General features: G+C 67.8%; 17 protein-coding genes and 3 pseudogenes. 9 read left to right on the top strand and 11 right to left on the bottom strand.

Features of this window, described 5'->3' with window-relative positions:
- Nucleotides 1-68: 68 nt before the first annotated feature.
- From ACFUO4_RS40415 to ACFUO4_RS40405, 3 genes are read right to left on the bottom strand one after another with little or no spacing between them, the layout of a single operon-like run.
- Nucleotides 69-1835: a CotH kinase family protein gene (locus ACFUO4_RS40415; protein WP_383494783.1), complete on the bottom strand. Its 1767-nt coding sequence runs from the start codon at nucleotides 1833-1835 to the stop codon at nucleotides 69-71.
- On the bottom strand, nucleotides 1835-2518 hold the full coding sequence (locus ACFUO4_RS40410) for a DUF4956 domain-containing protein (protein ID WP_079308886.1): 684 nt from the start codon (nucleotides 2516-2518) through the stop codon (nucleotides 1835-1837). Before ACFUO4_RS40410 ends, ACFUO4_RS40415 begins: the two co-directional genes overlap by 1 nt.
- Nucleotides 2515-3363 carry a polyphosphate polymerase domain-containing protein gene (locus ACFUO4_RS40405; RefSeq protein WP_383495017.1) on the bottom strand — a complete coding sequence of 283 codons (849 nt, stop codon included), beginning with the start codon at nucleotides 3361-3363 and terminating at the stop codon, nucleotides 2515-2517. Before ACFUO4_RS40405 ends, ACFUO4_RS40410 begins: the two co-directional genes overlap by 4 nt.
- 442 nt (nucleotides 3364-3805) lie before the next feature.
- On the opposite strand from ACFUO4_RS40405, the gene ACFUO4_RS40400 reads away from it, so the two are divergent.
- Both ACFUO4_RS40400 and ACFUO4_RS40395 read left to right on the top strand, forming a co-directional pair.
- The gene (locus ACFUO4_RS40400) at nucleotides 3806-6289 is read left to right on the top strand and encodes an ATP-binding protein (protein ID WP_383494780.1); all 2484 of its coding nucleotides are present in this window, start codon (nucleotides 3806-3808) and stop codon (nucleotides 6287-6289) included.
- Between the two features lie 98 nt (nucleotides 6290-6387).
- Nucleotides 6388-6804, top strand: a complete 417-nt coding sequence (locus ACFUO4_RS40395; protein WP_383494777.1) for a glycosyl hydrolase — start codon at nucleotides 6388-6390, stop codon at nucleotides 6802-6804.
- Nucleotides 6805-6819: 15 nt separating this feature from the next.
- On the opposite strand, the pseudogene ACFUO4_RS40390 reads toward ACFUO4_RS40395, so the two are convergent.
- Nucleotides 6820-7751, bottom strand: a pseudogene (locus ACFUO4_RS40390) (IS5 family transposase).
- 301 nt (nucleotides 7752-8052) lie between these two features.
- Nucleotides 8053-8190, bottom strand: a pseudogene (locus ACFUO4_RS40385) (DUF899 domain-containing protein); the annotation flags it as partial.
- A 312-nt stretch (nucleotides 8191-8502) separates the two neighbouring features.
- Between ACFUO4_RS40385 and ACFUO4_RS40380 the strand changes: the two are divergent.
- From ACFUO4_RS40380 to ACFUO4_RS40365, 4 genes and pseudogenes are all read left to right on the top strand, one after another.
- Nucleotides 8503-8724: a hypothetical protein gene (locus tag ACFUO4_RS40380; protein WP_383494774.1), complete on the top strand. Its 222-nt coding sequence runs from the start codon at nucleotides 8503-8505 to the stop codon at nucleotides 8722-8724.
- A gap of 378 nt (nucleotides 8725-9102) precedes the next feature.
- Nucleotides 9103-9597 (top strand): hypothetical protein, encoded by a 495-nt coding sequence (locus ACFUO4_RS40375; protein ID WP_383494771.1) that lies wholly within the window; start codon nucleotides 9103-9105, stop codon nucleotides 9595-9597.
- Nucleotides 9598-9930: 333 nt separating this feature from the next.
- Nucleotides 9931-10438: pseudogene (locus ACFUO4_RS40370) on the top strand (transposase family protein).
- An 807-nt stretch (nucleotides 10439-11245) separates the two neighbouring features.
- Nucleotides 11246-11452 (top strand): DUF397 domain-containing protein, encoded by a 207-nt coding sequence (locus ACFUO4_RS40365; protein ID WP_383494768.1) that lies wholly within the window; start codon nucleotides 11246-11248, stop codon nucleotides 11450-11452.
- A 73-nt stretch (nucleotides 11453-11525) separates the two neighbouring features.
- Here ACFUO4_RS40365 and ACFUO4_RS40360 read toward each other — a convergent pair whose 3' ends face one another.
- Both ACFUO4_RS40360 and ACFUO4_RS40355 read right to left on the bottom strand, forming a co-directional pair.
- On the bottom strand, nucleotides 11526-11750 hold the full coding sequence (locus tag ACFUO4_RS40360) for a hypothetical protein (RefSeq protein WP_383494765.1): 225 nt from the start codon (nucleotides 11748-11750) through the stop codon (nucleotides 11526-11528).
- Nucleotides 11751-12341: 591 nt separating this feature from the next.
- Nucleotides 12342-13259 (bottom strand): helix-turn-helix domain-containing protein, encoded by a 918-nt coding sequence (locus tag ACFUO4_RS40355; RefSeq protein ID WP_383494762.1) that lies wholly within the window; start codon nucleotides 13257-13259, stop codon nucleotides 12342-12344.
- 217 nt (nucleotides 13260-13476) lie between these two features.
- Here ACFUO4_RS40355 and ACFUO4_RS40350 point away from each other — a divergent pair, with 217 nt between their 5' ends.
- The 3 genes from ACFUO4_RS40350 (at nucleotide 13477) to ACFUO4_RS40340 (ending at nucleotide 17179) form a co-directional block, all read left to right on the top strand.
- On the top strand, nucleotides 13477-13938 hold the full coding sequence (locus ACFUO4_RS40350) for an IS30 family transposase (protein WP_383494759.1): 462 nt from the start codon (nucleotides 13477-13479) through the stop codon (nucleotides 13936-13938).
- A gap of 202 nt (nucleotides 13939-14140) precedes the next feature.
- On the top strand, nucleotides 14141-14503 hold the full coding sequence (locus ACFUO4_RS40345) for a hypothetical protein (RefSeq protein WP_383494756.1): 363 nt from the start codon (nucleotides 14141-14143) through the stop codon (nucleotides 14501-14503).
- A 129-nt stretch (nucleotides 14504-14632) separates the two neighbouring features.
- Nucleotides 14633-17179 (top strand): tetratricopeptide repeat protein, encoded by a 2547-nt coding sequence (locus ACFUO4_RS40340; protein WP_383494753.1) that lies wholly within the window; start codon nucleotides 14633-14635, stop codon nucleotides 17177-17179.
- Between the two features lie 87 nt (nucleotides 17180-17266).
- Here the strand turns inward: ACFUO4_RS40340 and ACFUO4_RS40335 are convergent, their stop codons facing one another.
- The 4 genes from ACFUO4_RS40335 to ACFUO4_RS40320 form a co-directional block, all read right to left on the bottom strand.
- Nucleotides 17267-17857 (bottom strand): hypothetical protein, encoded by a 591-nt coding sequence (locus ACFUO4_RS40335; RefSeq protein WP_383494750.1) that lies wholly within the window; start codon nucleotides 17855-17857, stop codon nucleotides 17267-17269.
- A 15-nt stretch (nucleotides 17858-17872) separates the two neighbouring features.
- On the bottom strand, nucleotides 17873-18784 hold the full coding sequence (locus tag ACFUO4_RS40330; protein WP_383494747.1) for a hypothetical protein: 912 nt from the start codon (nucleotides 18782-18784) through the stop codon (nucleotides 17873-17875).
- A gap of 854 nt (nucleotides 18785-19638) precedes the next feature.
- Complete coding sequence (locus ACFUO4_RS40325) at nucleotides 19639-20256, bottom strand: DUF305 domain-containing protein (protein ID WP_383494744.1); 618 nt, start codon at nucleotides 20254-20256, stop codon at nucleotides 19639-19641.
- Nucleotides 20232-21602: a DUF1996 domain-containing protein gene (locus tag ACFUO4_RS40320; protein ID WP_079308872.1), complete on the bottom strand. Its 1371-nt coding sequence runs from the start codon at nucleotides 21600-21602 to the stop codon at nucleotides 20232-20234. The genes ACFUO4_RS40325 and ACFUO4_RS40320 overlap by 25 nt, the downstream gene beginning before the upstream one ends.
- Between the last annotated feature and the right edge of the window lie 145 nt (nucleotides 21603-21747).

Below are 21747 nucleotides of genomic sequence, written 5' to 3'. Positions count from 1 at the left end.
CACTCAAAGAGCTCATTCCGGCATCCCGGACACGCCCTCGGGGCAGGCGGCCCGGGATGCCGGGGTTCTCAGCCGGTCACTTCCTTGTCCTTGGCCAAGGCTGTGGTGCGGTCGGTGACGGTGGTGGTGAGCTTGGCCACCGCGGTGTCCAGTTCCTTCGAGTCCGCCCCTGCCGAGCGTGCCTGCTCAGCGACGGCCCTCAGTTCCTTCGCCGCCGTTCCCGAGCCGTAGAACGTCTGGTAGAGCTTCCGGTACGCCGTCTTGTAGACGTCGTCGAAGGCGTCGGAATCCAGGAACCTGGTCTTCAGAGCGTGCTGCATGAAGCCACCCCCACCACCCCTGCCGCCCGCGCCACCCTTGCCGCCCGCGTCCTCGCCCCCGCCGGACGCTCCGCCGGGCATCCCTTCTGGCATGCCGCTGGGGATCCCTTCCGGCATTCCCTCGGGCATGCCCTCTGGTATCCCGCTGGGCAGCTCCTGCGGGAGACCGGACGGCATCGCGCCGCCCGCCGAGGGTTGCTCCGTGTCGTTCCCGCCCGTGGCTTCGTCGTCGGCCTTGCCTCCGGCATCCGCGTCGCCGCCCGGCATGCCCCCGCCCATGCTGATCGAGTCGTCCGGTCCGGCCGCGGCGTCTCCACTGAAGGTCAGGTTGTAGTCCCAGCCAAGGACGGAGAACTTCTTGGTGTCCAGGTCGTACGCGAGCAGGTAGTTCTTGCCGGGGCCCGCCATGTCGTCGAAGTTGAGTAGCAGGTTCTGCGCGGCGAGGTACGTGGCCAGCGATCCGACGTCCACGTACTTGTCGAGGTCTCGGGCGAACTCGTCGTCCGAGGCGCTGTTGACCCACTTGATGAGCTTCATCACCGGTTCGAGGTCCTGGCTGCCCTTCTTGTTGAGCTGCTTGAACGAGGACTCGTACTCGGTCGGGTCGTCCCCGCGGTATTCGAAGCTGCCACTCGCCCTGGCCTTGTACAGCACCACGTTGCCGTCGGCTACGTCGTCGGCGTAGTCGGTGTCCGGCGCCTCGACCATGAGGCGGGTGACGGCGGGCCGGCTGTTCACCTTCAGCTCGGTGAAGCTGTAGCGCTCGGCCTTCTGTCCGCTCTTCTTCGTCAAGGACAGTGACAGCGCCTCGTTGAGGGGAACCTGCCCATTGGTGCCGGGTCGCAGCGAGATCTGCCGCTCGCCCTGGTAGGCGCGCCCTTCGACGTACTCGTCGATCTTGACGAGCCAGGGCAGCTCCTCGGGTTTGTCGGCGGACAGGTCGTACTGCACCATCCCGCCCATGCCACCGCCGCCGCCCATTCCGCCGGGACCGCCGCCGGCCTGTTGGCCCTGGCCGCGGTCCCGGCCTCCGGCGGCACCGTCGGCGCCGGCCGGAGCGCCCTGCGCGGCATCGGGCAGGTCCCGGCCGCCACCGGGCATGCCTCTGTTGCCGCGCAGGGACGACAACGTGGAGTTGCCCTTGAGGCGGATCCCGACGTCATTGAGGTAGACGCCGTCGATGACGAGGTCGGCCTCGATGTAGTCCTTGGTGCCGTCCTCCTTGAACTCCTTCATCATTTTGTTGAAGTCGGTTTGCTGGTAGGTGAGTTGGAACGAGTGCGACACCGACGTGTCGTACAGGTCCACCGTGCCCTCGACGTTGTCGGTGATGGCGTCCGCTTCGGCACGGGAGGACGACGTCACGTACGGAGAGATCCGTGCGTCGCCGAGGAAATAGACCATGGAGGCGAGCCCGACGCCCAGCGCCGCGGCCGGCTTCCAGTGGTGGCGCAGCCGCACGGGCAGCCGGTCCCGCAGCCGTCGCCCGCGCTGCACCGTGGTCTCGCCACTCATCACAGGTCCGTCGTGTCGTAGCCGGTCAGAACAGTGACCCGCTGGCCGGAGGTGCGTTCCTGAAGGGCGCTGACCAGGTCGCCGGGCTCAGCGCCCTTCTTGAGCCGCACCGTGTAGAAGACCTCGCTCAGCGCGCCACCGCGGATCGTCTCCGTGCTGACCAGCTCGAACTCGCTGGTGTACTTGATCAGCACGTCACGGATCTGGGGCGTGTAGTCGTCACCGGCCGGGACCTGGACCTTGACGACCTGACGCTGCACGTTCAGCGCGAACCAGTTGAACTTGAACATCACCAGGACGACGGCGCAGATGACGACCGCGCCCACGGCGGCCAGAGTGTAGAAGCGGGCACCGCAGGCCATACCGATGGCCATGGCCAGGAAGATGAAGCCGACGTCCCTGGTCTCTTTGACCGCATTGCGGAAACGGACCACGGACAACGCGCCGACCAGCGAGAAAGCACGTGCCAGGTTCGACCCGACGACCAGCATGATCAGGGCGACGATCATGCCGACGATGACCAGGGTCTGCACATAGGACTGGCTGTAGGAGACGTTGCGGTGCGTGTACCGGTACACGTAGCCGATCAGCGTGGACAGAATGAACGACAACGCCATCGCCGCCACGACGTCGGCCACACTGAACGTGCCGCTCAGTTCCTGAAGTTCGAGATCGAAGTTCACTGTGCTCCTACCTTCAACGACGCATCGTGCTGCGTCGGCCGCTGCGGATGCGGCTGCTCATCAGTGGGGGTGGGCGGCGGACAGTCCGCCTCGTTGATGTGAAAGACCGAGCGCGGGGCGAGGCCGAACGCCTCGACGGACTGCACGTACTTCGAGATCCGTACGAGGCTGAGGTTGCGCCGGGCCGCGAGATCGGTGATCCAGTGCGGAGTGCGCTCGTTCACCTTGATCTCCATCACCGACATGTGCGGCGGGATCGTGAACCGGTTCTCCGGCGCCTGGATGCCGAAGTGGAAATCCCGGTCCCTGCCGCGGATGCGCCGGTCGAAGGTGACCCGCAGACCGGTGTCCGCGTCCCGCCCGACGAGGGCCTCGCGTTGGTATCCGGTGATCGCGGTGGGCTGCAGGTTCAGCCGGACGATCAGTTCCAGCACCTCCTGGATGAAGGCGCTCTCCTTCGCTGTGTGCTCGACGAGCTCACGGCCGTCGCACAACCGTCGTGCCACGCCGTAGGGGAGGGTGATACGACGCTTCTGAGTGACCCGGTTGACCCGCTGCTTGATCTCGACGCAGACCGGCGAGTCGTCGGTGACCTGGTCGAGGTCTCCGTAGTGACGGACGCGCAGCTTGCGGCGGAACTTCAGCCCCTCGATCTTCTCCCAGTAGAACCGAAGCTGAGGGGTGTCGTAGTACAGGCTCCACACGCCGTACCCGCCGACCGGGCTGTGCAGGTCGCGGTCCATCCGCTCGGCCAGCTCGTCGCGGATCTCGGCTGCCTGCTCCACCGGGACCAGGTACTTCAGCTCGAACCGGTTGAAGGCGTGAAGCCGACTGGCCACGTGCAGCGGTTCTTCGCTGACGCAAGCCCCGCTGTCCCCCTCCCCGGATTCGTCTGCCTGGCCCTCGCGCGCCGCGGCTGCTTTGGACAGGAACACCATGCGCCTCCTCGCTCATACGTTGCGGACCGACCGGCCTCGCATACGCAACCAACGGCGCATGAGGAGCACGTGAGAAAGGAGGGTTGATTCCGGGAGTCTTGAGAGTGGCCGGAAAGTGAACGTGGGGCGACGGCGCAGGTCTGTAGGCGACGGTGAAGTACGCGCCACAGCCGTGCCACCGTCAGGTGTCAGCCACGATCCCTTGGTGTGATCTGACAGCCACGTGCGTGCCCGCCGGCCCGACGCTGGAGGCCGTAGGACCTCGGCCAGGCCCTCGAGGCTCTGTGCTGTTCGGGCACGTTGGTGACAGGGCAAGGGGCTTGCAGGGGCGGGGGGCCTTCTGGTTTCGGTGGAACGCTCAGACAGGAGGGTACGTAGCCGAAGGCGTGCGGGGCGGGCTCGTCGGCGGAGGACTCGCTTGAGCGTGGACCATCATGCGGTCACCGTTGCGCAGGGCCGCACTCTCGGGCTGCTCATCCGGCAGGCCCATGCTAGGACGTGTGTGGGGGCGGTGCCGGTGCCGTCGAACCGGTCACGGGTGGCTGATCTCCCTGGTAGGAAGGTTCCTGTGGGCGATCATTTGGCTGCGGCGATTCGCCGGTTTCGGTTGCGCGCGGGGCTGACGCAGGAGGCGCTGGCGGAGCGTTCCGGCGTCTCGGTCAGCACGATCCGCGGCATGGAGAGCGGCAGACGCCGCAACCCCCAGCTCGCGTCGGTGCGCCAACTGGCCGCGGCGCTCGAGCTGCGGTCGGTGGAACTGGACAAACTGCTGGCCGCGGCGGCGGGCGCGGCGGAACCCTCGACTGTCCCCGTGCCGCGCCAACTGCCTGCCCCGCCCGCGCCGTTCGTGGGCCGCCTGGAGGAACTGGACCTGCTGGACGCCGCGATGCGGGCCGGTTCGGGCGAGGCGCCCACCGTGGTCGTCGCCGCGATCGCCGGCGCCGGCGGAGTGGGCAAGTCGTGGCTGGCGTTGCATTGGGCGCACCGCAACGCCGACCGCTACCCCGATGGGCAGCTCTTCGTCGACTTACGTGGCTTCAGCCCCGACAGTGATCCGATGGATCCGGCCGTGGCGGTACGCGGATTCCTCGACGCGCTGGGTGTCGAGCCCGACCGCATCCCCGTCGCTCCGCACGCGCAGGAGGCGTTGTTCCGCAGCCTGGTGGCGGACAAGCAGATGCTGTTGGTGCTCGACAACGCTGTCGACACCGCCCAGGTCACCCCGTTGCTGCCGGGCAGTGACAGCTGCGTCGTGGCGGTCACCAGCCGCAACCGGCTGTCGGGCCTGATCACCGGGCACGGTGCCCACCTGCTGTCCGTGGACACACTGCCCGACGCCGAGGCCCGCGCGCTCCTGGTCGCCCGGCTCGGCGCGGCACGTATCGAGGCCGAACCAGCGGCCGTGGGTGAACTCATCCGGTTGTGCGGCGGGTTCCCGCTGGCGCTGAGCATCATGGCCGGGCGGGCCCACACCCATCCGCACCTGTCGCTTGCCGAGCTCGCCGACGAACTGCGCGACGACGCCCTCGACGTACTCGAGGACGCCGATCCCGCGGCGAGCCTGCCCGCCGTGCTCTCGTCGTCCCATCGCGCGTTGACCGACGAGGAGGCTGAGGTGCTCGGGCTGCTCGCGATCGCCCCCGGGCCCGACACGGGCCTAAGGGCCGCTGCCAGCCTCACCGGCCGCGACCTGAGCCGGACCAGGGCCGTACTGCGCAGGCTGGAACAGGGCTCGCTCATCAGCCGGGACGCAGCCGGCCGCTACCGGATGCACGACCTGATCCGGCGCTACGTCACCACCGCCCACGCCCCGGCCGACGACGCGCGGAGCAGGGCGCTGCGGCGGGCCCTGGCCTACTACACGCACACCGCGCATGCCGCCGCCCGTCTCCTGGACTCCCACCGCGAGCCCATCGAGCTCGGACCGCTGGATCCTGGCTGCCTGCCTCCGGCGCTGCCCGACATCCCGGCGGCGATGGACTGGTTCGACACCGAGCACCGTAACCTGCTCGCCGCGCAACGCACCGCCGTCACGCACGCGTGGCACGGTACGTCATGGCAGCTGGCCTGGACGCTGAACGACTACCACTACCGGCGAGGCCACCGCCAGGACCAGCTCGCCGTGTGGCGGATCGCGGTCGACTCCGCGCGTCTGCTTCCCGATCCCGGCGCCCAGATCCTCACCCACCGGCTTCTCGGCCGCGCGCACGTCGTGCTGGGACACCACCAGGAGGCGATCGACGCCCTGAACCAGGCCCTCGCCCTGAGCGAGCAGCAAAACGATCGCGCCCTGCAGGCCCAGGCGCACTACACGCTTGCGTCGATCTGGCCGGACGGCCGCCGGGCGCTGGAGCACGCCAGGCGCGCACTGGACCTCTACCGCGGCCTCGACCAGCCGATCGCGGAGGCCAACGCACTCAACGCCGTGGGCTGGTACGCCGCGCTCCTCGGCCAAGCCGACGACACCGCCCGCCGGCACTGCCAGGCCGCCCTCGCCCTGTACCGGCACCATCGGGACGTGAACGGGCAGGCGCAGACCCTGGACAGTCTCGGCTACATCGACCACCACAGCGGCCGCCACCTCGACGCCGTCGAGCACTACCGCCAGGCCATCGGTCTGTACCGCGATCTCGACAACCTCTACGAGGCCGCCGACACGCTTGAGCGGCTCGGTCATCCGTACGCCGCCCTCTGCCGGCACGACCGGGCCCGAGAGGTGTGGCTCAAAGCCCGCGACCTGTACCGGCGGCAGGGCCGTGACCAGGAGGCCAAGGAGGTGCAGCGACAGCTCGATCGGCTTCCGGCGGACCGTTCACGCATGGACGGTCCGTGAACTGTTCCCCCTGACGACCCGACAGCAGGATGGTTCACGCAAGCCGAAACCGACCACGGGAGCCCCGAGGCTCCCAAGGGGGAACACGCCACATGCGCATGAACACGAAGGTAGCGGCCACCGTCTCGGCGCTGGCCATGACCACGGGACTGCTGGCCATGTCCGGAGCGGCTACGACCGCCACTGCCGCGGACGGCTGCAGCACCAGCCCGGTGACCGGGACCGCTCGCTCGGCGGTCGGAGCCAGGGGTCAGCTCTTCGAGCTGAGGTACAACGGCTCCGGGAACAGCACCTGTGCCTGGGGCCGGGTCACCAACGGCGCCGTCGGCATGCACGTCTGGGTCGACCGCAGCGACGACGGCGGCAAGACCTGGGAGCCGCAGCTGGGCTGGCGCCAGGTCGACGCGGGAACCAGCGTGCACACCGAAGCCTGGAGGGACCCCAACGGCTACCTCATGCGGGCCTGCGGGGACTCCGGGTACAACACGAACATCACCTGCACCGGCTGGTACTAGGCGCTGTTTCTTGGATCATGTGCGGAGCCAGATGACGAGTGCTGCGAGGGTAACTGTGCCGAGGTAGGTGTAGGCCCGTTTCTCGTAGCGTGTGGCGACGGCGCGGAAGCCTTTGAGACGATTGATGGCTCGCTCAACTGTGTTGCGCTTCTTGTAGCGTTCGCGGTCGAACCCGGTGGGGCGGCCAGCGCGGGAACCGCGGTTGCGTCGGTGTCTGCGTTGGTCGAGTCGTTCGGGGATGGTGTGCGAGATGCCGCGTCGTCGCAGGTAGCGGCGGTTTTCGCGGGATGTGTAGGCCTTGTCGGCCATGACATGGTCGGGCCGGCTGCGCGGCCGCCCGACCCCGACACGCGGCACGGACACCTGCTCCAGGACGGGCTGCAGCTGGGGGCCGTCACCGTAGTGGCCTGGTGTCAGGAGTACGGAGAGCGGTCGGCATCGTCCGTCGGCTGCGAGGTGGATCTTGGTGGTGAAGCCGCCGCGGGAACGTCCCAGGCACTCGCCGACCTGACCACCTCCTCCAGCCGGAGGGCAAGTTTCCGAAGCACCGGATCGACCTGGTTCGTCCTCGCGCGAACCCCCTTTTGAGCAGCCACGGGGGGCGGTGCCTTCCTTGCGCCGGCGGCGTGCTGGTGGGCCCGCACCGCCGTGGAGTCGACGGACACCTCCCAGTCGATCCGGCCCGCGGCGTCCTCGACGGCCTGCACCTTCGACAGAAGTAGTTGCCAGGTGCCGTCTGCCGACCAGCGGCGATGGCGCTTGTAGACCGTCTCCCACGGCCCGAACCGCTCTGGCAGATCCCGCCACTGGACCCCTGTCCGGACCCGGTAGAGCACCCCGTTGATCACCCGTCGGTGATCGCTCCATCGGCCCCCACGTGTACCACCGCGAGGTAAGAACGACTCCAGCCGATCCCACTCCGCATTCGTCAGGTCTCCGCGTCCCATGGAGTCAGCCTGTCCCCAACATCCCGCCCACGGAGGGAGATCCGAGAAACAGCGCCTAGGGTCCGGCGCCCGGATGGGCCCGGTTATGCATCGGGCCCATCCGCCGGGCTGCGTCAACTCACCCTGAGAGGACGGGTCGGCGCAGACAACCGCGAGCGCGTTCTCGGTGTCCAGGTGACGGTCGGCGTCGCTGCGGGGAAGCGCGGCGAGGTGCCGGGCTTGGGCGAGGCCGGCGGTGCCGTAGCACGATGGCGGCCGCCGCAGCCGAGTTGACCCGTTCATCGGCTTTGATGCAGGTTGTTCAGCCGTGGGAGTCCGGGCCATAGGGCGCAGCGATGCCTTTGGACGTTGCCCACCGACTGTAGGTCGGCGACTGAGGCCGCCTCTCGGGGGAGTCCTGCTGCTCCTCCTGCCGTCCGTACGGCAGGAGGAGCAGCAGGACCTTGGCCAGGACGTCGCGCTACCCGGGGCTGAGTGCGGAACTTGACGTACAGGCCGACCTTGTTCACGTCTGTCCCCAGCTGCGTCATCAAGTGCCGGGACGACGATCGCACGGTCCGGAGGGGCATGCAGGTGCTGGTGGACCACCGTGGGATGGAACTCGCAGCGACGCCGGCAGGTCAGGAATCGGTGATGGGTGTGAGGGTGTCGAGCCAGACGTCGAAGACGAAGCGTGTGCCGTTGGGGCCGCCTTCCAGCCACCAGGTGCTCACTGTGGCGACGTCGTCAGCAAGGGCTGCAGCGTCGGGGTATGCAGCGTGTTCTCGTGCCAGGACGGTTCATCGTCCGCCTGCTGTTCCGGGGAGATGGGCTCGGGTGGCGCGCCGTAGCGCTGGTTGAGGATCTGAAGCAGGAGTTGCAGGTGGGCGTCGGTGAGAAGTCCGCCTGCGGTGGGGTGATGCTGTGGTCCTGGCGTCAGGAAGCGAACTGGACAGCGGAGGGCGCGGTCTGGAAGTTCGCGGTCCAGGCCTGATAAGCCGCGGCGAAGCCCTCGGCCTCGCCGCTCTGCCCTACTCCGGGGGCATGTCCCGCCCTCTTGAGCGGGATTTGATCTGCGGTCCGTGTTGCCACACTGCTCGGCGACAGTTCCCCTTGGCGCCTGCCGCGGGCTCGAACCGCCACCAGATGACGGGCACCACCGACGAAGGGGCAGGGGCACGGAAGGGATCTGTTCACGAGGCGCCGGACCGATGATGGTGGAGAGGCACGTCAAGGACGGAGGGGTTCGTCAAGCAAGGGTCCGCCACGCTGCCCTGCCTTGCTCCTGACATCTGTCAGGGACCGCTGCACGATGCGCCTTCCTAGGCTTGCGGCACGCAATGCCCTGTCAGCCCAGCCGCGAGGAGCATCCATGTCCCTGTACGCGCGTACGGCCGCCACACTGACCGTGGCCGCTTCGTTCATCGGCCTCGTCGGACTCGCACCGCAGGCATCGGCGTCTGAGCCGGCGAACGCCAAGCACTGTGCCGTGGTGGTGGAGCGGGTGAAGCCGCAAGAGAAGGTCTCCCGTGTGAAGAGTCGGACCTGTTCCGAGGCCGGGACGCAAGCGGTCAGCGTCAGCGGCCGGACCCTGCTCGTGACCTGGTATGAGCACGCCGAATACGGCGGCGCCAGTACCGACATATACGGGGACTACGGCCCCTGCGACGCGGCCGGATACGTCCTGACCGCCGACTGGTGGTGGCGTAAGTCGATCTCCTCGTTCATCACCTACAACAGCTGCGACGGCCAGCAGGCCGTCCTGAACAACGGCGGCGCCGTCTATTACTACGGGTTCGGCACGCCCTACGTCGGTGCCCAGGCGAACGACAACATCGGCTGGTTCAAGGTGTGGGACTCCATCTGAGCGGTTCGGGTGAAGTGCGGTGGCGGCGACGCCTAAAAAGTGGACCAGTGGCACGCGAACGCGACGCCTGTTCGTGATCAAAGGCACCTTGATCATGAGGGGGTGCGTCTCTCGTTGCCGAACCGGACTGCACGCAGCGGCGCGTGCACAGGCGATCAGCTCATCTCGCCAGCTGAGAACGCGTCAGCCTTGGTCACGAGGCAGGCGGCGACTGAGCGAGCTGTATCAGAGTGGCCACTGATCGGGTGTGCCCGGTGGTGTGCGCCACGCACGAGGCTCCCGTGCCGTTGAGGGAGGTGTTCGTCGTCTCAACTCATCGGCGCAGGAGCCTCGTTGGTTGCCTATCCTGCCGCACTCGATCTGCCACACGCCCTTGGTCGAGTGGGTCACCATACTCATCGTCACCCGAGAGGGTGACCGCCCCACCACCGCAGTCATCAATCTGCTCGCCGACCGCGCGCCCGGCCTGCTGCGCGCCCTGCGCGAGGCCGACCCCGACTACGTCATCTCGCCCGCGCTGCCCGGCCGCGCGCACGACCTGACCGCCGCCCCCGCCCACCGGATCATCCGGATCTGTGAGCGCCAGGGCATCCCGGTCCTCGCCGACCGCGCCTCCGTGGGAGCCGGACCATGGGTGACAACTGCCCTCAGACGCCCACCCGGCCGTGACCTCACGCCTACCCAACAGGCCGTCAACCGCGCGCTGTCCGCGGTACGAGCGCCGGTCGAACGCGGCGTCGCACGGCTGAAGTCGTGGCGGATATTTCGAAGGTCCCGGTGCAGCCCGAATCGAAGGACGTCAATCTGCGCTGCGGTCCTCACCCTGGAGCGGCCACGCTGAAACAGCTCAGTCATTGAAGTCGGGCCCCGAGGATGAAGCTTCTGCGGGCCCCCTTGGCATCTGGTCGGCCAGGTCAGAACAGCTTGCGCGGAAGGCGGTAGCTTATGTCCACCCGCCGTACCGGGATGAACAGGTCTCTTCGAACAGTCCCACTCGCGTTTGTGGTAGTCGCGCACCGCTCGACCTGGACAGGCTCCGATGCCTCTCTCGTGCTGTAAAGAACCACCGGATCCAGGGTCACGGAAGCGTGCGGCCGCAGATCTACGGTAACTGCCGTCCTGTGAGGGCGGATTCGCCCACCTTCATCGTCTCCGGCCCCGCTGACGTCCGTAATGCCGACGACGGCACGGGGCCAGCGACGCACCCAGTGGTTCACGTTACCTACGGGCGCCGCGTGAGCCCTCTCGGTCGGGATTTGCTGCCTGATAGTTGGCCAGATACGCGGGGGTTCCGTACTCCGGCTCCGGGAACTCTGCATCAACTCCGGTGATCAGGTGGCGTGCCCCAGCCACCCTAAGCCGCCGGCCTTGCGCGCACAGCGGGGAGGGCACGTCCCGGCCGCGCATTGGCTACGGCTGGGCAACGAGTTCCAGGATGAGGGAGGCATGGCATGTGGTGCGACGGTAACCTCTCGGCGCCATGCGCAGTTTGTCGTGCTGAAGCGTGCGCACGGGGTGGGTGAGTGGGCAGCGGGAGCGGACGCTCCAAGTACACTCAAAACCTCCCAGAAGGGGCAAGTCGGCCTCTTCGTCGTGTGGTTGGCCGGTGCGCGGTGGTGCGTGACGGCTGTGAGAGTAAGGCATGTACATGCGTTCTTCGTGGTCGTGGCGGAAGTCCTCCTACAGCGACATGCAGGCCGATCAGTGTGTCGAAGTGGCGTGGACGGGGCGGGATGTCCTGGTGCGGGACACCAAGGATGCCGCCCAGGGGCGGCTGGCCTTTGCCGCCCAGCCCTGGAGTCTCTTCCTGCAGGCGGCGGGTGACGCTAGGAGGGGCACGATCATCGGCAGGTGACGGGCGGCGAGTGCTGCGGGCTCGTCGTAAGCAGGTGGCGAGTCCGCAGCACTTACGGGAGGTGCGCCGACCGTCAGCGGGGCGAGCCGCTCAGCCGCCCGGCCAGGGCGAAGCCCGCGGTTGCGACGGCGCCGGCTGCAGCCAGACCCGACTCGGTGGGGCTCACGACCAGGATGAGAACGGCTGTAGCCAACGAGGCCACTGCGACAATCGCGGCCGCGATGATGTGGATGTGTGAGAGGTGAGCGAGGCGGGTGCCTTCGGAGGTTTTTCCTGGAAGGCTTTCATGGTCGGACACGGCTACTCCAGGTGGCCCGGGACTTCATGGAACGCAGCGGCCCCGCTTGCAGACGGAGCCCTGTCTGCAAGCAGATTCCCACCCCGGTACTTGGTCATTCACGCACCCGAAACCGGCACGAGCGTGGACGTGGGAATTCCGGCAGAAAACTCCGTCCAGGACGAAGCCATCTGGATGTGCGGCTGACAGCAATCCCGCCATAAGCTGGCTAGCAGATTGATGGTTTATGCCGACGTCTGGCTGAGCACACCATGTACGTACGGTTCGCCGCCCGGCCCGAAGAGGCTCTGTCGACCAGCACCGATTGCCAATGCGCCGGGGATGCGCGACCGTGGTGCATACGCTGGTCTACCGGTGGCCCGGGCGATCAGCCGAGGGGCGCACCCCGTTGCAGCGGGCTTGCCCCAGCTGTGGCTCCGCTGAAGCGGAGCCACAGGCATGTCCGGCCACGATGTCCGCTGAGCCCCGCCCGCTTCCGTGCGCCCCTTTCTGCTGCCCGTGCGCCGGGGGCACACGAACAGTGCATGGTCGGTCGAGCCACCGTGGGGATCACCCGGGGTGTCCGCCATTTCGCCCCAGCTCGCGCGCGGATCAGGAGTCTTCGGCGGCCGACTCAGGAGAAGGGAGCACCAGGTCGTGCGGTGCCGTCTCCATGTGCTCGGCCATCTGCAGCAAGATCTGCGGCACTTGATCCCCTTTGATGGAACGTTCCTCCAAGTCCCAAAACAATGCCAGTAGCTTATTGAATTCGCCTTCGTCCGTGCTGACGTCAGGGGGTGTTCGAAGATTCTCAAGGTAGACAAACGGAGGAATCCCCTGCTCCTCGAACTCGAAGAGTGTGAAAGGGCCTTGCGAGGCAGGCGTCCCGCTACTGAACGGGAAGATCATAATCTGGCGGCGTGGGTGCGCTGCCAACTCGGCGAGGCGACGCAGCTGCCTGCGCATGACCTGGGGCCCACCGATCTGACGGCGCAACACGGCCTCGTCCACGATGAAGTAGGTCTCGCCCTCGTCGCGATCCAGAGCCTCCTGGCGCAGGAGACGTCCTTCGATCAGACGCTGCAGTTGCGGCTCGGAGAACCGATCCGCACTGTAGGCCCTGCTCAACTCTGCCGCATAGTCCTCCGTTTGCAACAGGCCGGGGACCACCAGCGGCTGAAAGGCACGTGTGATGAACGCAGAGGACTCCATAGCCAGGAAGTTCAAGAACGGCTGGCCATAGACATCGCGGTACTCGGCGAACGGCATCTTCCGGCTGCCCCGCGCCAGATCGAGGAGCCGTTCAATGACCCCTTCGTCACGGACGCGATAGCAACTCAACAAGGGCCGGAGGTCGTGAACGGATATTCCCACCTCACCCGATTCAATGCGCAGCAGTTTACTCGGAGACCACTCCATCGTCTTCGCAACCTGGCGTTGGGTCAGCCCTACTTGTTCGCGAAACTTTCGCAACTCGGTGCGCAACTGTAAGCGCTGAACCGCCGCATTTCCCGGACGCTGATTTACCATCGGTCGTCTCCCTGTCTGCTACATCGCTGATTGTGGCATCACCAGCAGGAAAACACCCGACTGCGAATCAGCATAAAGCTAGCCGTCCATCTATCACATCACGGCATTACCTCCATACCCTCCCGTCACATATTCCCTCACGCGACTCCTCCTTTGGAAACCCGAGTGAGGCCTGGGGCGCACCTAGTGACTTCCACGACGTCCGCGCTCGCTCAGCATGTCGGCCGCTCGCTCCAGCACCCGGCTCGATTTGCCGCTACGCACCCAGGACCGAGAGTGCTATCAACGCCACCGCCCCGCGGCGGCACGCAACGTGAGCCGCTGTCGTCCCGTTGCCTTCTGCACGCTCAAAAGCAGCCCGCGGGCCGACCGCAAAGTGCCGCCCGCAGCACGCCGCAGTCTCACCTGGGACCAGGGCTCCGAGATGTCACGCCATCACGAACTCGCGCCCTGCTTCACCGACGGGATCTTCTTCGCGCGCCCTGTCAGTCCCTGGGAGCGAGGCACGAATGAGAACACCAATGGCTTGATCCGGCAGTACCTGCCCAAGCGCACGAACCTGTCCCTGCACACCGCTGACGACCTCCGTGTCATCGAGCAGAGGCTCAACAACCGCCCCCGCAAGACACTGAGTTGGCAGACCCCGACTCGGACATTCACCACCGCCCTGGCACTCTGAGCCCGCAACGTTGCGACGATCATGCGCATCCACCGCCGGAAAACTGGGGCCGAAGCAGGGCGTTAATGCCAAGGAAGTGACGGCGAGTGCCCCGTGCGGCTGCGGGCAGTCTCGCCGCACATTCAACCAGCCGGTCCGTGCAGCGTGTTGGGCTATTCACGAACCGGACGCGACTCCGGAGGTGCGAGGTCATGATGGAGCGATGACGGGGATGCAACGAGTCGTCGTGATGGCTTCCGGACTGGCAATGGGCCTCCTTGCGGGCGCCACCTGCTTTCTGACCTGGGATCATGCCAATCAGGTCGCCGGCGTGGTGTCGGCCTTCGTCGGTATCGCCTCGCTCGGGACGGCCCTCTGGGCCGCTGTTGCCTCAGCCACCGAATCTTCTGGCAGCAGCATTCGGGTTTCCGCCACCGGCAGCGCTACCGCTCGCGGCGGTGGCAGCGCGAACACGGGCGTGGCCCTTCCCGCCGGTCTGGTCGACCCGGCGAGGGTGGAGGTCACCGGGACGGGCGACGCGGACGCCGAGGGAGGCCAGGCCAATACGGGGGCGAGCTTCCAGTAGAGCGCAGGCGTCGGCGCCTGCCACGCGGGTGAGGGGTGCCGGCCAAGGGGCCGACCGCGGACTTGTGCCGTTGCGGCTCTCGGGCGTGATGGTGTGGGCCGGTGCCGGGAGCGTTGGAGCGGAAGAGCGATGGCCTGGAAATGGCGTAGGGCCGGCGCGGCGGGTCGGTGGGCATGGGCGCCGTGGAGGTCCGTAGTCATCAGTGACACCGGCTCGGCAAGGGCGACGCATGGCGGAATTGCCGTGAGCGGATACGTGCACTCTCTGACGGTCCATGCCACGAACGCACGTAAGGGTGCCGGCCCTTGGGAGCCGACTGGCCGGCCGCACAAGGTGGGTGTCGTTCCGCGACCCTCGTCAGGGTTCCAAGCCCGGGCGGAGGCTGCCCAGTTGCGTTCCCTGCTGGACGGTGGAGGTGATACGGGTGCGACGGGGCTGGTCCTCAGCGGCCTGGGCGGGGTGGGTAAGACGCAGCTGGCGGCGGAGTACGCGCGCACCGTCTTCGGCAGTCCGGAGGTCGACCTCCTGGTGTGGGTGAATGCCGCCGACCGAGGTGCGGTCGTGGACACCTATGCCCGCGCGGGGGAGGAGTTGTGCGGGGCCGACAGACGTGAGCGTGAACACGCTGCGGAGGTGTTCCTGGAATGGCTGGAGGAGTCGCCGGGGCGCCCTCGATGTCGCTGGCTGGTGGTGCTGGACGACGTGGTCGACCCGGGAGACTTGGACGGTTTGTGGCCGCCGCCGCATCCGCGCGGGCGGACCCTGGTCACCACACGGCGCCGGGACGCCGCGCTGGTGGGTGAGGGGCGGCCCCGCATCGACATCGGCACGTTCACGGCTGACGAGGCCACCGCATACCTGAGCAAGGCTCTTGGCGTGCCCGAGACTCCCGTGCACGCGGCTCAGATCGCCGCGCTCGCGCGCGACCTGGGATATCTCCCGCTGGCTCTGTCACAGGCCGCCGCCTACCTCATCGACGCCGGGCAAGGCATCCCTGACTACCGGGCGTTGCTTGCCGACCGTACGCGCACCCTGGACGACGCGGCGCCGCACGCGCTGCCCGACGAGCAGAAGGCCAAGGTTGCGGCGGCATGGTCGTTGTCCCTGGAACGGGCGGACCGCCTGCCCCCGGTCGGTCTCGCGCGTCCGATCCTGTGCATGGCCGGCATGCTGGACCCCAACGGGATTCCCCAAGCCGTTCTGACCAGTGCTCCGGCCTTGGAGTACCTGGCTCTGACTGGAACGCGCGCACCGTCCGGCGCCGCCGCTCCCACGGCGCGGGATGCCGCACTGGCGTTGCGCGCCGCGCATCGGCTCAGCCTCCTCGACCACACCCCCGACGATCCCGTGAGAACCGTCCGAGTCCACCAACTCGTCCAGCGCACGGCGCGAGACAGCCTCACCCCTGAGGACCGTGGCGGCCTGGCCCGTGCCGTGGCCGACGCCTTGATGGCCGTTTGGCCCGAGTCGGAACTCGACACTCCGATGGCGCAGGCGCTCCGCGCCAACACCGCTGTCTTGGCGCACGTGGCCGAGGACGCGGCCCTCTACTCGGGCGGTGTGCACCGCGTCCTCCATCGCGCGGGGCGAAGCCTGGGAGAATCGGGTCGTTTCACGGCCGCCGTCGAGCACTTCCACGCGGTGCACGACAGGGCCGTACAGCATCTTGGCGTCGACCATCCCGACACTCTGGCGGCCCGCAACAATCTGGCGTCCTGGACGAGTGAGGCGGGTGACGCGGCGGGCGCGGCGAAGGCGTTCGCGGCACTGGTGTCCGACCGGAGACGTGTACAGGGCGCAGATCACCGGGACACGCTGGCCGCCCGCCACAACCTGGCCCACTGCAAGGGTTTGGCGGGGGACCCGGCGGGTGCCGCGGACGCCTTCGCGGAACTGGTGTCCGACCGGCGTCGTTTGCAGGGCCCTGATCATCCGGATACCTTGGCCGCTCGTCATAATCTGGCCCGGTGGCAGGGCGAGGCGGGTCACGCCGCGAAGGCAGCCGCCGCGCTCGCGGAGCTGATGGCGATCCAGTCGCGGATCCAGGGCGCTGACCACCCCAACACCCGCGCCGTACGGCACAGTCTGGCCCACTGGCGGGGAGAGCTGGGCAATCCCGCGGGGGCGGCTGAGGCCCTGACGGCCCTGCGGGCGGACCAGTTGCGGATCCAGGGCGCTGACCACCCCAACACCCTTGCCGTACGGCACAGTCTGGCCCGCTGGCGGGGAGAGGCCGGTAACGCACGGGAAGCCGCTGAGGCGTTGACGGAGTTGCTGGCCGACCAGTTGCGTGCGCAGAGCCCCACCCACCCGAGCAGCCTTGCCGTGCGGCACAGTCTGGCTCGCTGGAGAGGTGAGGCGGGGGATGCGGCCGGTGCCGCGGACGCCTTCGCGGAGCTGGTGTCCGACCGGAGGCGGGTGCAGGGCCCTGATCATCCGGACACCCTGGCCGCCCGCCACAACCTGGCCTTCTGGCGGGGCGAGGTGGGAGACGCGGCAGGTGCCGCGGCGGCCTTGGCGGAGTTGGTGTCGGACCGGTGCCGTGTGCAGGGTCCGGCTCATCCGGACACGCTGAAGACGCGCCAAGAAGCGTTGGCGTGGGCGGAGCGGGCTGCGAGCGCGGGTGTGCCAGGTGATGGCCACTGGCGACCGCGTCGACGGTCGAAGCGTCGGTGAGGCAGGAACACGGACAGACTCCAGCCGCTCGTTTTCTCCCGGATGCGCGACCGGTAGGTCGTTCACGTCCCTGCCCCGGCTTACGTTTCAGGTTGCCGGGTGTCTCGGTGTGGACGGGGCAGTGGCGTGGTGCGAGGGCGTGCCCGCGGTGCGGGTGTGCTGCCACAGTGGGTGTCCCGGGTCGTCCAGCCACGCGTGGAAGGACTCCCACCACACGGTCGCCGGGGCCTTCGGTCGATCGGGATCGTCCGCGTGATTCAACGCGGGCGCGTTGTAGAGGGCGATCCACAGGAAGACCAGTGCGCAGGCGACCCTCCCGGACCGAGCGGCGAGCCTGCGCATGTGTCTGCTCAACGCCCGTCCTGAGGACCTCGTCCAGTCTGTGACTCCTTCCGCCCAGTCACCGTAGAGGCGCACCAGCAGGGGAATGCCCGCTCCTTGGCGGATGCGCCTCATCGTGTACGCGTACTCCGGGGCGAAGAGCAGGGTGCCGACGAGCCAGGCCGCCTTCGGGCTCAGCCACGAGATGATCGTGCCGAGGGGGGCCACCACCCATCTCATGGCCAGCTGGATCAAAAGGATCCAGGCGAGGACCAGGAGCGGGACACGAATGGGGTAGACGAACAGTGAGGGCGCGTTCTGCCAGGCCGCTCCCAGGTCCTGAAGGCGTTCTGTCACCGGCGGCAGGTCCCTCTACCCTTCGCCGTGTGGGGCGGGGTTGCGGCTTTCCGTCCCGGGATCCGCGTTCTGGTCCTCCTGGTCGAGGAGGGGAGGGTTTTCGACTGCGCGTGGCGCCGGTGGTTCGCCGGTGCCGCCGGGCACGTACCTGCCTAGTTGGGCCAGCAACTCACGCACCGCGTGCGTCGGTTGGTGTTCCGTGCCGTTCTCGAGGGCTTGCATGACCCTGGCGATCTCCAACTGGGCGTGCAGCACGGCACGCTTGTCCTCACGCATGTTGCGCACGAGCTCCACCACGAGCTCCGGGTTTCGTGCCACCGCGTCAGCGGTGACCGCCAGTTCGCCCTGCACGAGCATCTCCGCGGCTTGGCCCCGTCGCATGCCGTCCAAAGCCCCGGCACGCAGGACCTCGGTTGCTCCCGGATCCGGACGGAGATCGAAGCTGATGTCCACGATCTCCAGCAGACCGTCACCGGACTCACCCGTGAACTGCTCGCGGGCGAGACGCTCTTCGAGTTCCGGTACGGCGTCGTACGCGCACTCCTTGGCAGCGGCACTGAGCCGAGGCAGGAGCAGGCGCTTGAGCTGTCGCTCGACATCGAGCTGACGACGCTCCACCGCCTGTCTGGCATCGGTGATGCGCCAGTCGACATCGATGGTGCCGTGGAAGCGCAGGCCCTTGTCGGCACTGTCGAGCTGCACATCGAGCGAGTTGGTGGACAGGGCGATGTTGACGACCCAGTACTTGGCCGTGGGCCGGAACCAACGCTGCGCGGAAGTCGGCAACTCGCCTTTGGCCAGACAGTGGAGTGTGGTGCCCAGCAGGACGACCACACACTCGCCGGCCCCGGGCCGGGCGTCTCCGGTGATGGAACCGGGCCGGGCCATGGGAAAGGGACCGCGAACAGGGCCGTTCGGTGCAGCCACGCCTTCAACTCCTCGGCCTCTGTGGTCACTCGGTGCAGTGCGCCGAGCTCGACTGGACGTGACTTCCGGACCGCACCTTCAGTACGTGCACCTTGCTCTCGCGCATGCGTGCGCGAGTTCTGACTCCGATGCGGCTCCGATGCGGATTCTGTCTGCGCGCGATGACGGTAGCGCCGAACGGTGACCGCCACTCGAAACGTTCGCGGTCTCCCGTTCCTGTCGCCAGTCTGCCGAGAACGCGACAGGTTTCGCGCGCCGCGAGTCCTGATCAGATCGGCGGCTGAGCGGGTTCGTCTCTCGTCCTCGTGCACACCGGTCGGGCCGCCTGATACCTCACCGCCGACCCCAGTCAGCGCCCCGGGAACCCCCGTCGAACGCCGGGCCACGGGCTTCGCGCAGCACCGGGACTTCGGCCCGACTGCCGGCCCCCGTGATATGGGACAGCCTCCTCGCCGTCAAGCTCCTGCACGTCACCGGCGGCGTGGTCTCACCGGTCAAACCACCGCACTGCGGCGACCTCGGTGCGGCTCGCGCCGTCCAGGACGGTCCGTCCTGCTGTCGTCCGAGCCCGACGCGAACCACCTGGCTCGACTACGTTCATGACGGGGCGTTGGCGAATGTCGAGAGGCCCGGGGTGCGGGCCGACCGGGTCCGCGTGGTGTCTCTCATGATCCTCACCCCGGACGCTCAGGGGCAACCGGACCGGGGGAGTTCTCCACCCTCCTCAACGCCTTCAGCGACCGCGCCCTGGTTGCCCACAGCGCACAGTTCGAGGGGCATCCACTCGGGAGGGGGGCGGGCGAGAGGCCCACTCGCCCCTGGGCGTGCCGACCTCTCTTCGCGCCTTGCTGCTCCTATTGCGTGGTCACGGACGAGTCGGGTGCTGAGGCTCGGGCTGGGCGTGCATCGTCCAGCCAGCCAAGTTGTCGGGTTGAGGCGTTGGCGAGGTTCGCTGCCAGCTGCGTGGCCGCACTCGCACGACCGTGGGCCTGCTCATTGCTGCTGAGCATTCCGACGTGCGTGAGGTGATCGTGCAGTGCGTTGACGAAGATCCGGTCGAATCTCTTGCTTGTTGCCGAAGCCGCGTCCTTGAGGGTGGTGAGGCTGACCATCCCGGGCATGTCGTGCCCTTCGTGAGGCCGGGTGTCAGGGACCCCGGAAGCTCTCAGCAGCCGTTGCAGGCTCTGCAGGTCCGAGCGCAGCAAAGGCTCGATCTTGGCAGCAAGGGCCACCAGTCGCGGACTTGCCTTGCGCGCGGGAGCCAGGTCGATCAAACGCTGCGCGCGTTCCTCCATGGGAATCATCAATTGGATCCACGCGGTGTCGGTCGGGCTGAAGGAGGCTGCCGTGGGCGATACGTGTGTGCTGGGCGGCGTGCTGGTGGTCGGCGGGGCTGTACAGCCGACCACCAGCAGCGCCCACAGCGCGGCGCACGCCAGCGGCAGGGTCAGAATGTGCCGGCGGAGTTGCACTTGGCCTTCTGGGTGATGCAGTCCTTCACGCGGTGTCCCTGGGCCGTGTTGTCCCATGCGTTGAAGAAGTCACCGTGGACCGACGATGCCATGCCCGAGGCCAGCCGCAAGCCTGCCGCGCTGCCCTGGGTCGGATAGGTGACCACGAAGGAGAGGTTGGGGATGGCGACGGGATAGGCGCCGCTGCACTTCCCGTCGTAGGTGAAGGCGACGTGGGACTTGTGGTCGGGGCTGTCGAGGTTCTTGCCGTCCCAGCAGTCGGGGAAGACGAGTTGGTGGGTGAGGTAGGCGGTCGGAGCGCAGATCGGCCAGTTGCCGTCGGCACTGCGGCCGATCTCACCGCCAGGGCCGGCGCACCAGTACTGGCCCGGTGATCCGGCGGGTGTGGGAGTCTGCGCCTTGGCGTTGCCGGCGATCATGCGGAAACCCTCCGGGAAGGGCACGGTCGTGGAGGGGTCCGTCAGGCGCGAGCCGTAGTAGACGATCATGTTCTGTGGTTCGACGGCCTTGTCGCCCTCGTACAGGGTGGGAATCCAGTACGCGGACAGGTCCTCGGCGGGTGCGCAGGTGGTGGCTTTGCTGTTGAGCAGCGACTGGGTGGTGGAGAACGCGTCGGTGCCCTTGTTGCCGAAGAAGCTGTGCATGTGGGAGGCGCCGGGCAGGCCTGGCAGGACGATGGGGTCGTCCGGCTTGGAGTGGCTGTAGGCGCAGGTGGCGTTGAACTCGGGCACGCGGACCACGCCGGCGGGCACAGGGGCCGGTGTCATGGCGCGGAACTGTGCCAACTGCGCGTTCCACTTGGCCTGGTCGACGGGGACCCACCCCGCGCCCTGGCCGTCTCCGTCGCCTGCGAACGAGAACCAGTTGATGTTGACGAAGTCGCCGGGTGCGGTGCTGCGCATCACGGCGAACACGGTCTGCGCACCGGTGGGATGGGTGCTGACCTCGGTGGTCCGGGTCACCCAGGTCTGCCAGCCGCCGGTCGGCGCGACCTCGATGACGGCGAGAAGTGGCCCGGTCACGGTGGAGGTGCGCAATTCGATGGTGCCGGAGCCGGCAGCGGAGGCGATGCGGGCGGACACGGTCAGTCGCCCGGCGGTCCCGAGGTCGACGTTGTCGAAGCGCATCCAGTCGCCGGCGGCGAGGAACGCCGCGTTGTCTCCTCCGCCGGTGTCCGCGGTTGCCTCCAGGGTCACCCCCGACTGGGCGGCGTAGGACTCTGCCTGGACGGTGATGGCGGCGGCCTGAGCCTTCGGGGTCGAGACGGTCAGGTTGAGCGCGGCGGCCAGGAGGACCACGAGCGCGCCTGCTAAGAGCGTGGAGAGCCGCGCGGGATGTCTGGGCATTTCACTCCTCACGGAATGCGGTGAACGGGGCATCGGATTGATACGGCGACAGCGAGACGGAAAGAGCCATGTGTCTGCTGGACCCGGGTGTCCCGGGCCGTCCCCAGGGGGCGAGCGGGACGGCCCGGGAGTCTCGTCGATCTCG

The sequence above is a fragment of the Streptomyces sp. NPDC057280 genome, from assembly GCF_042668605.1.
Classification (GTDB): Bacteria; Actinomycetota; Actinomycetes; order Streptomycetales; family Streptomycetaceae; genus Streptomyces.
This window is presented reverse-complemented; position numbering and strand designations above follow the sequence as displayed.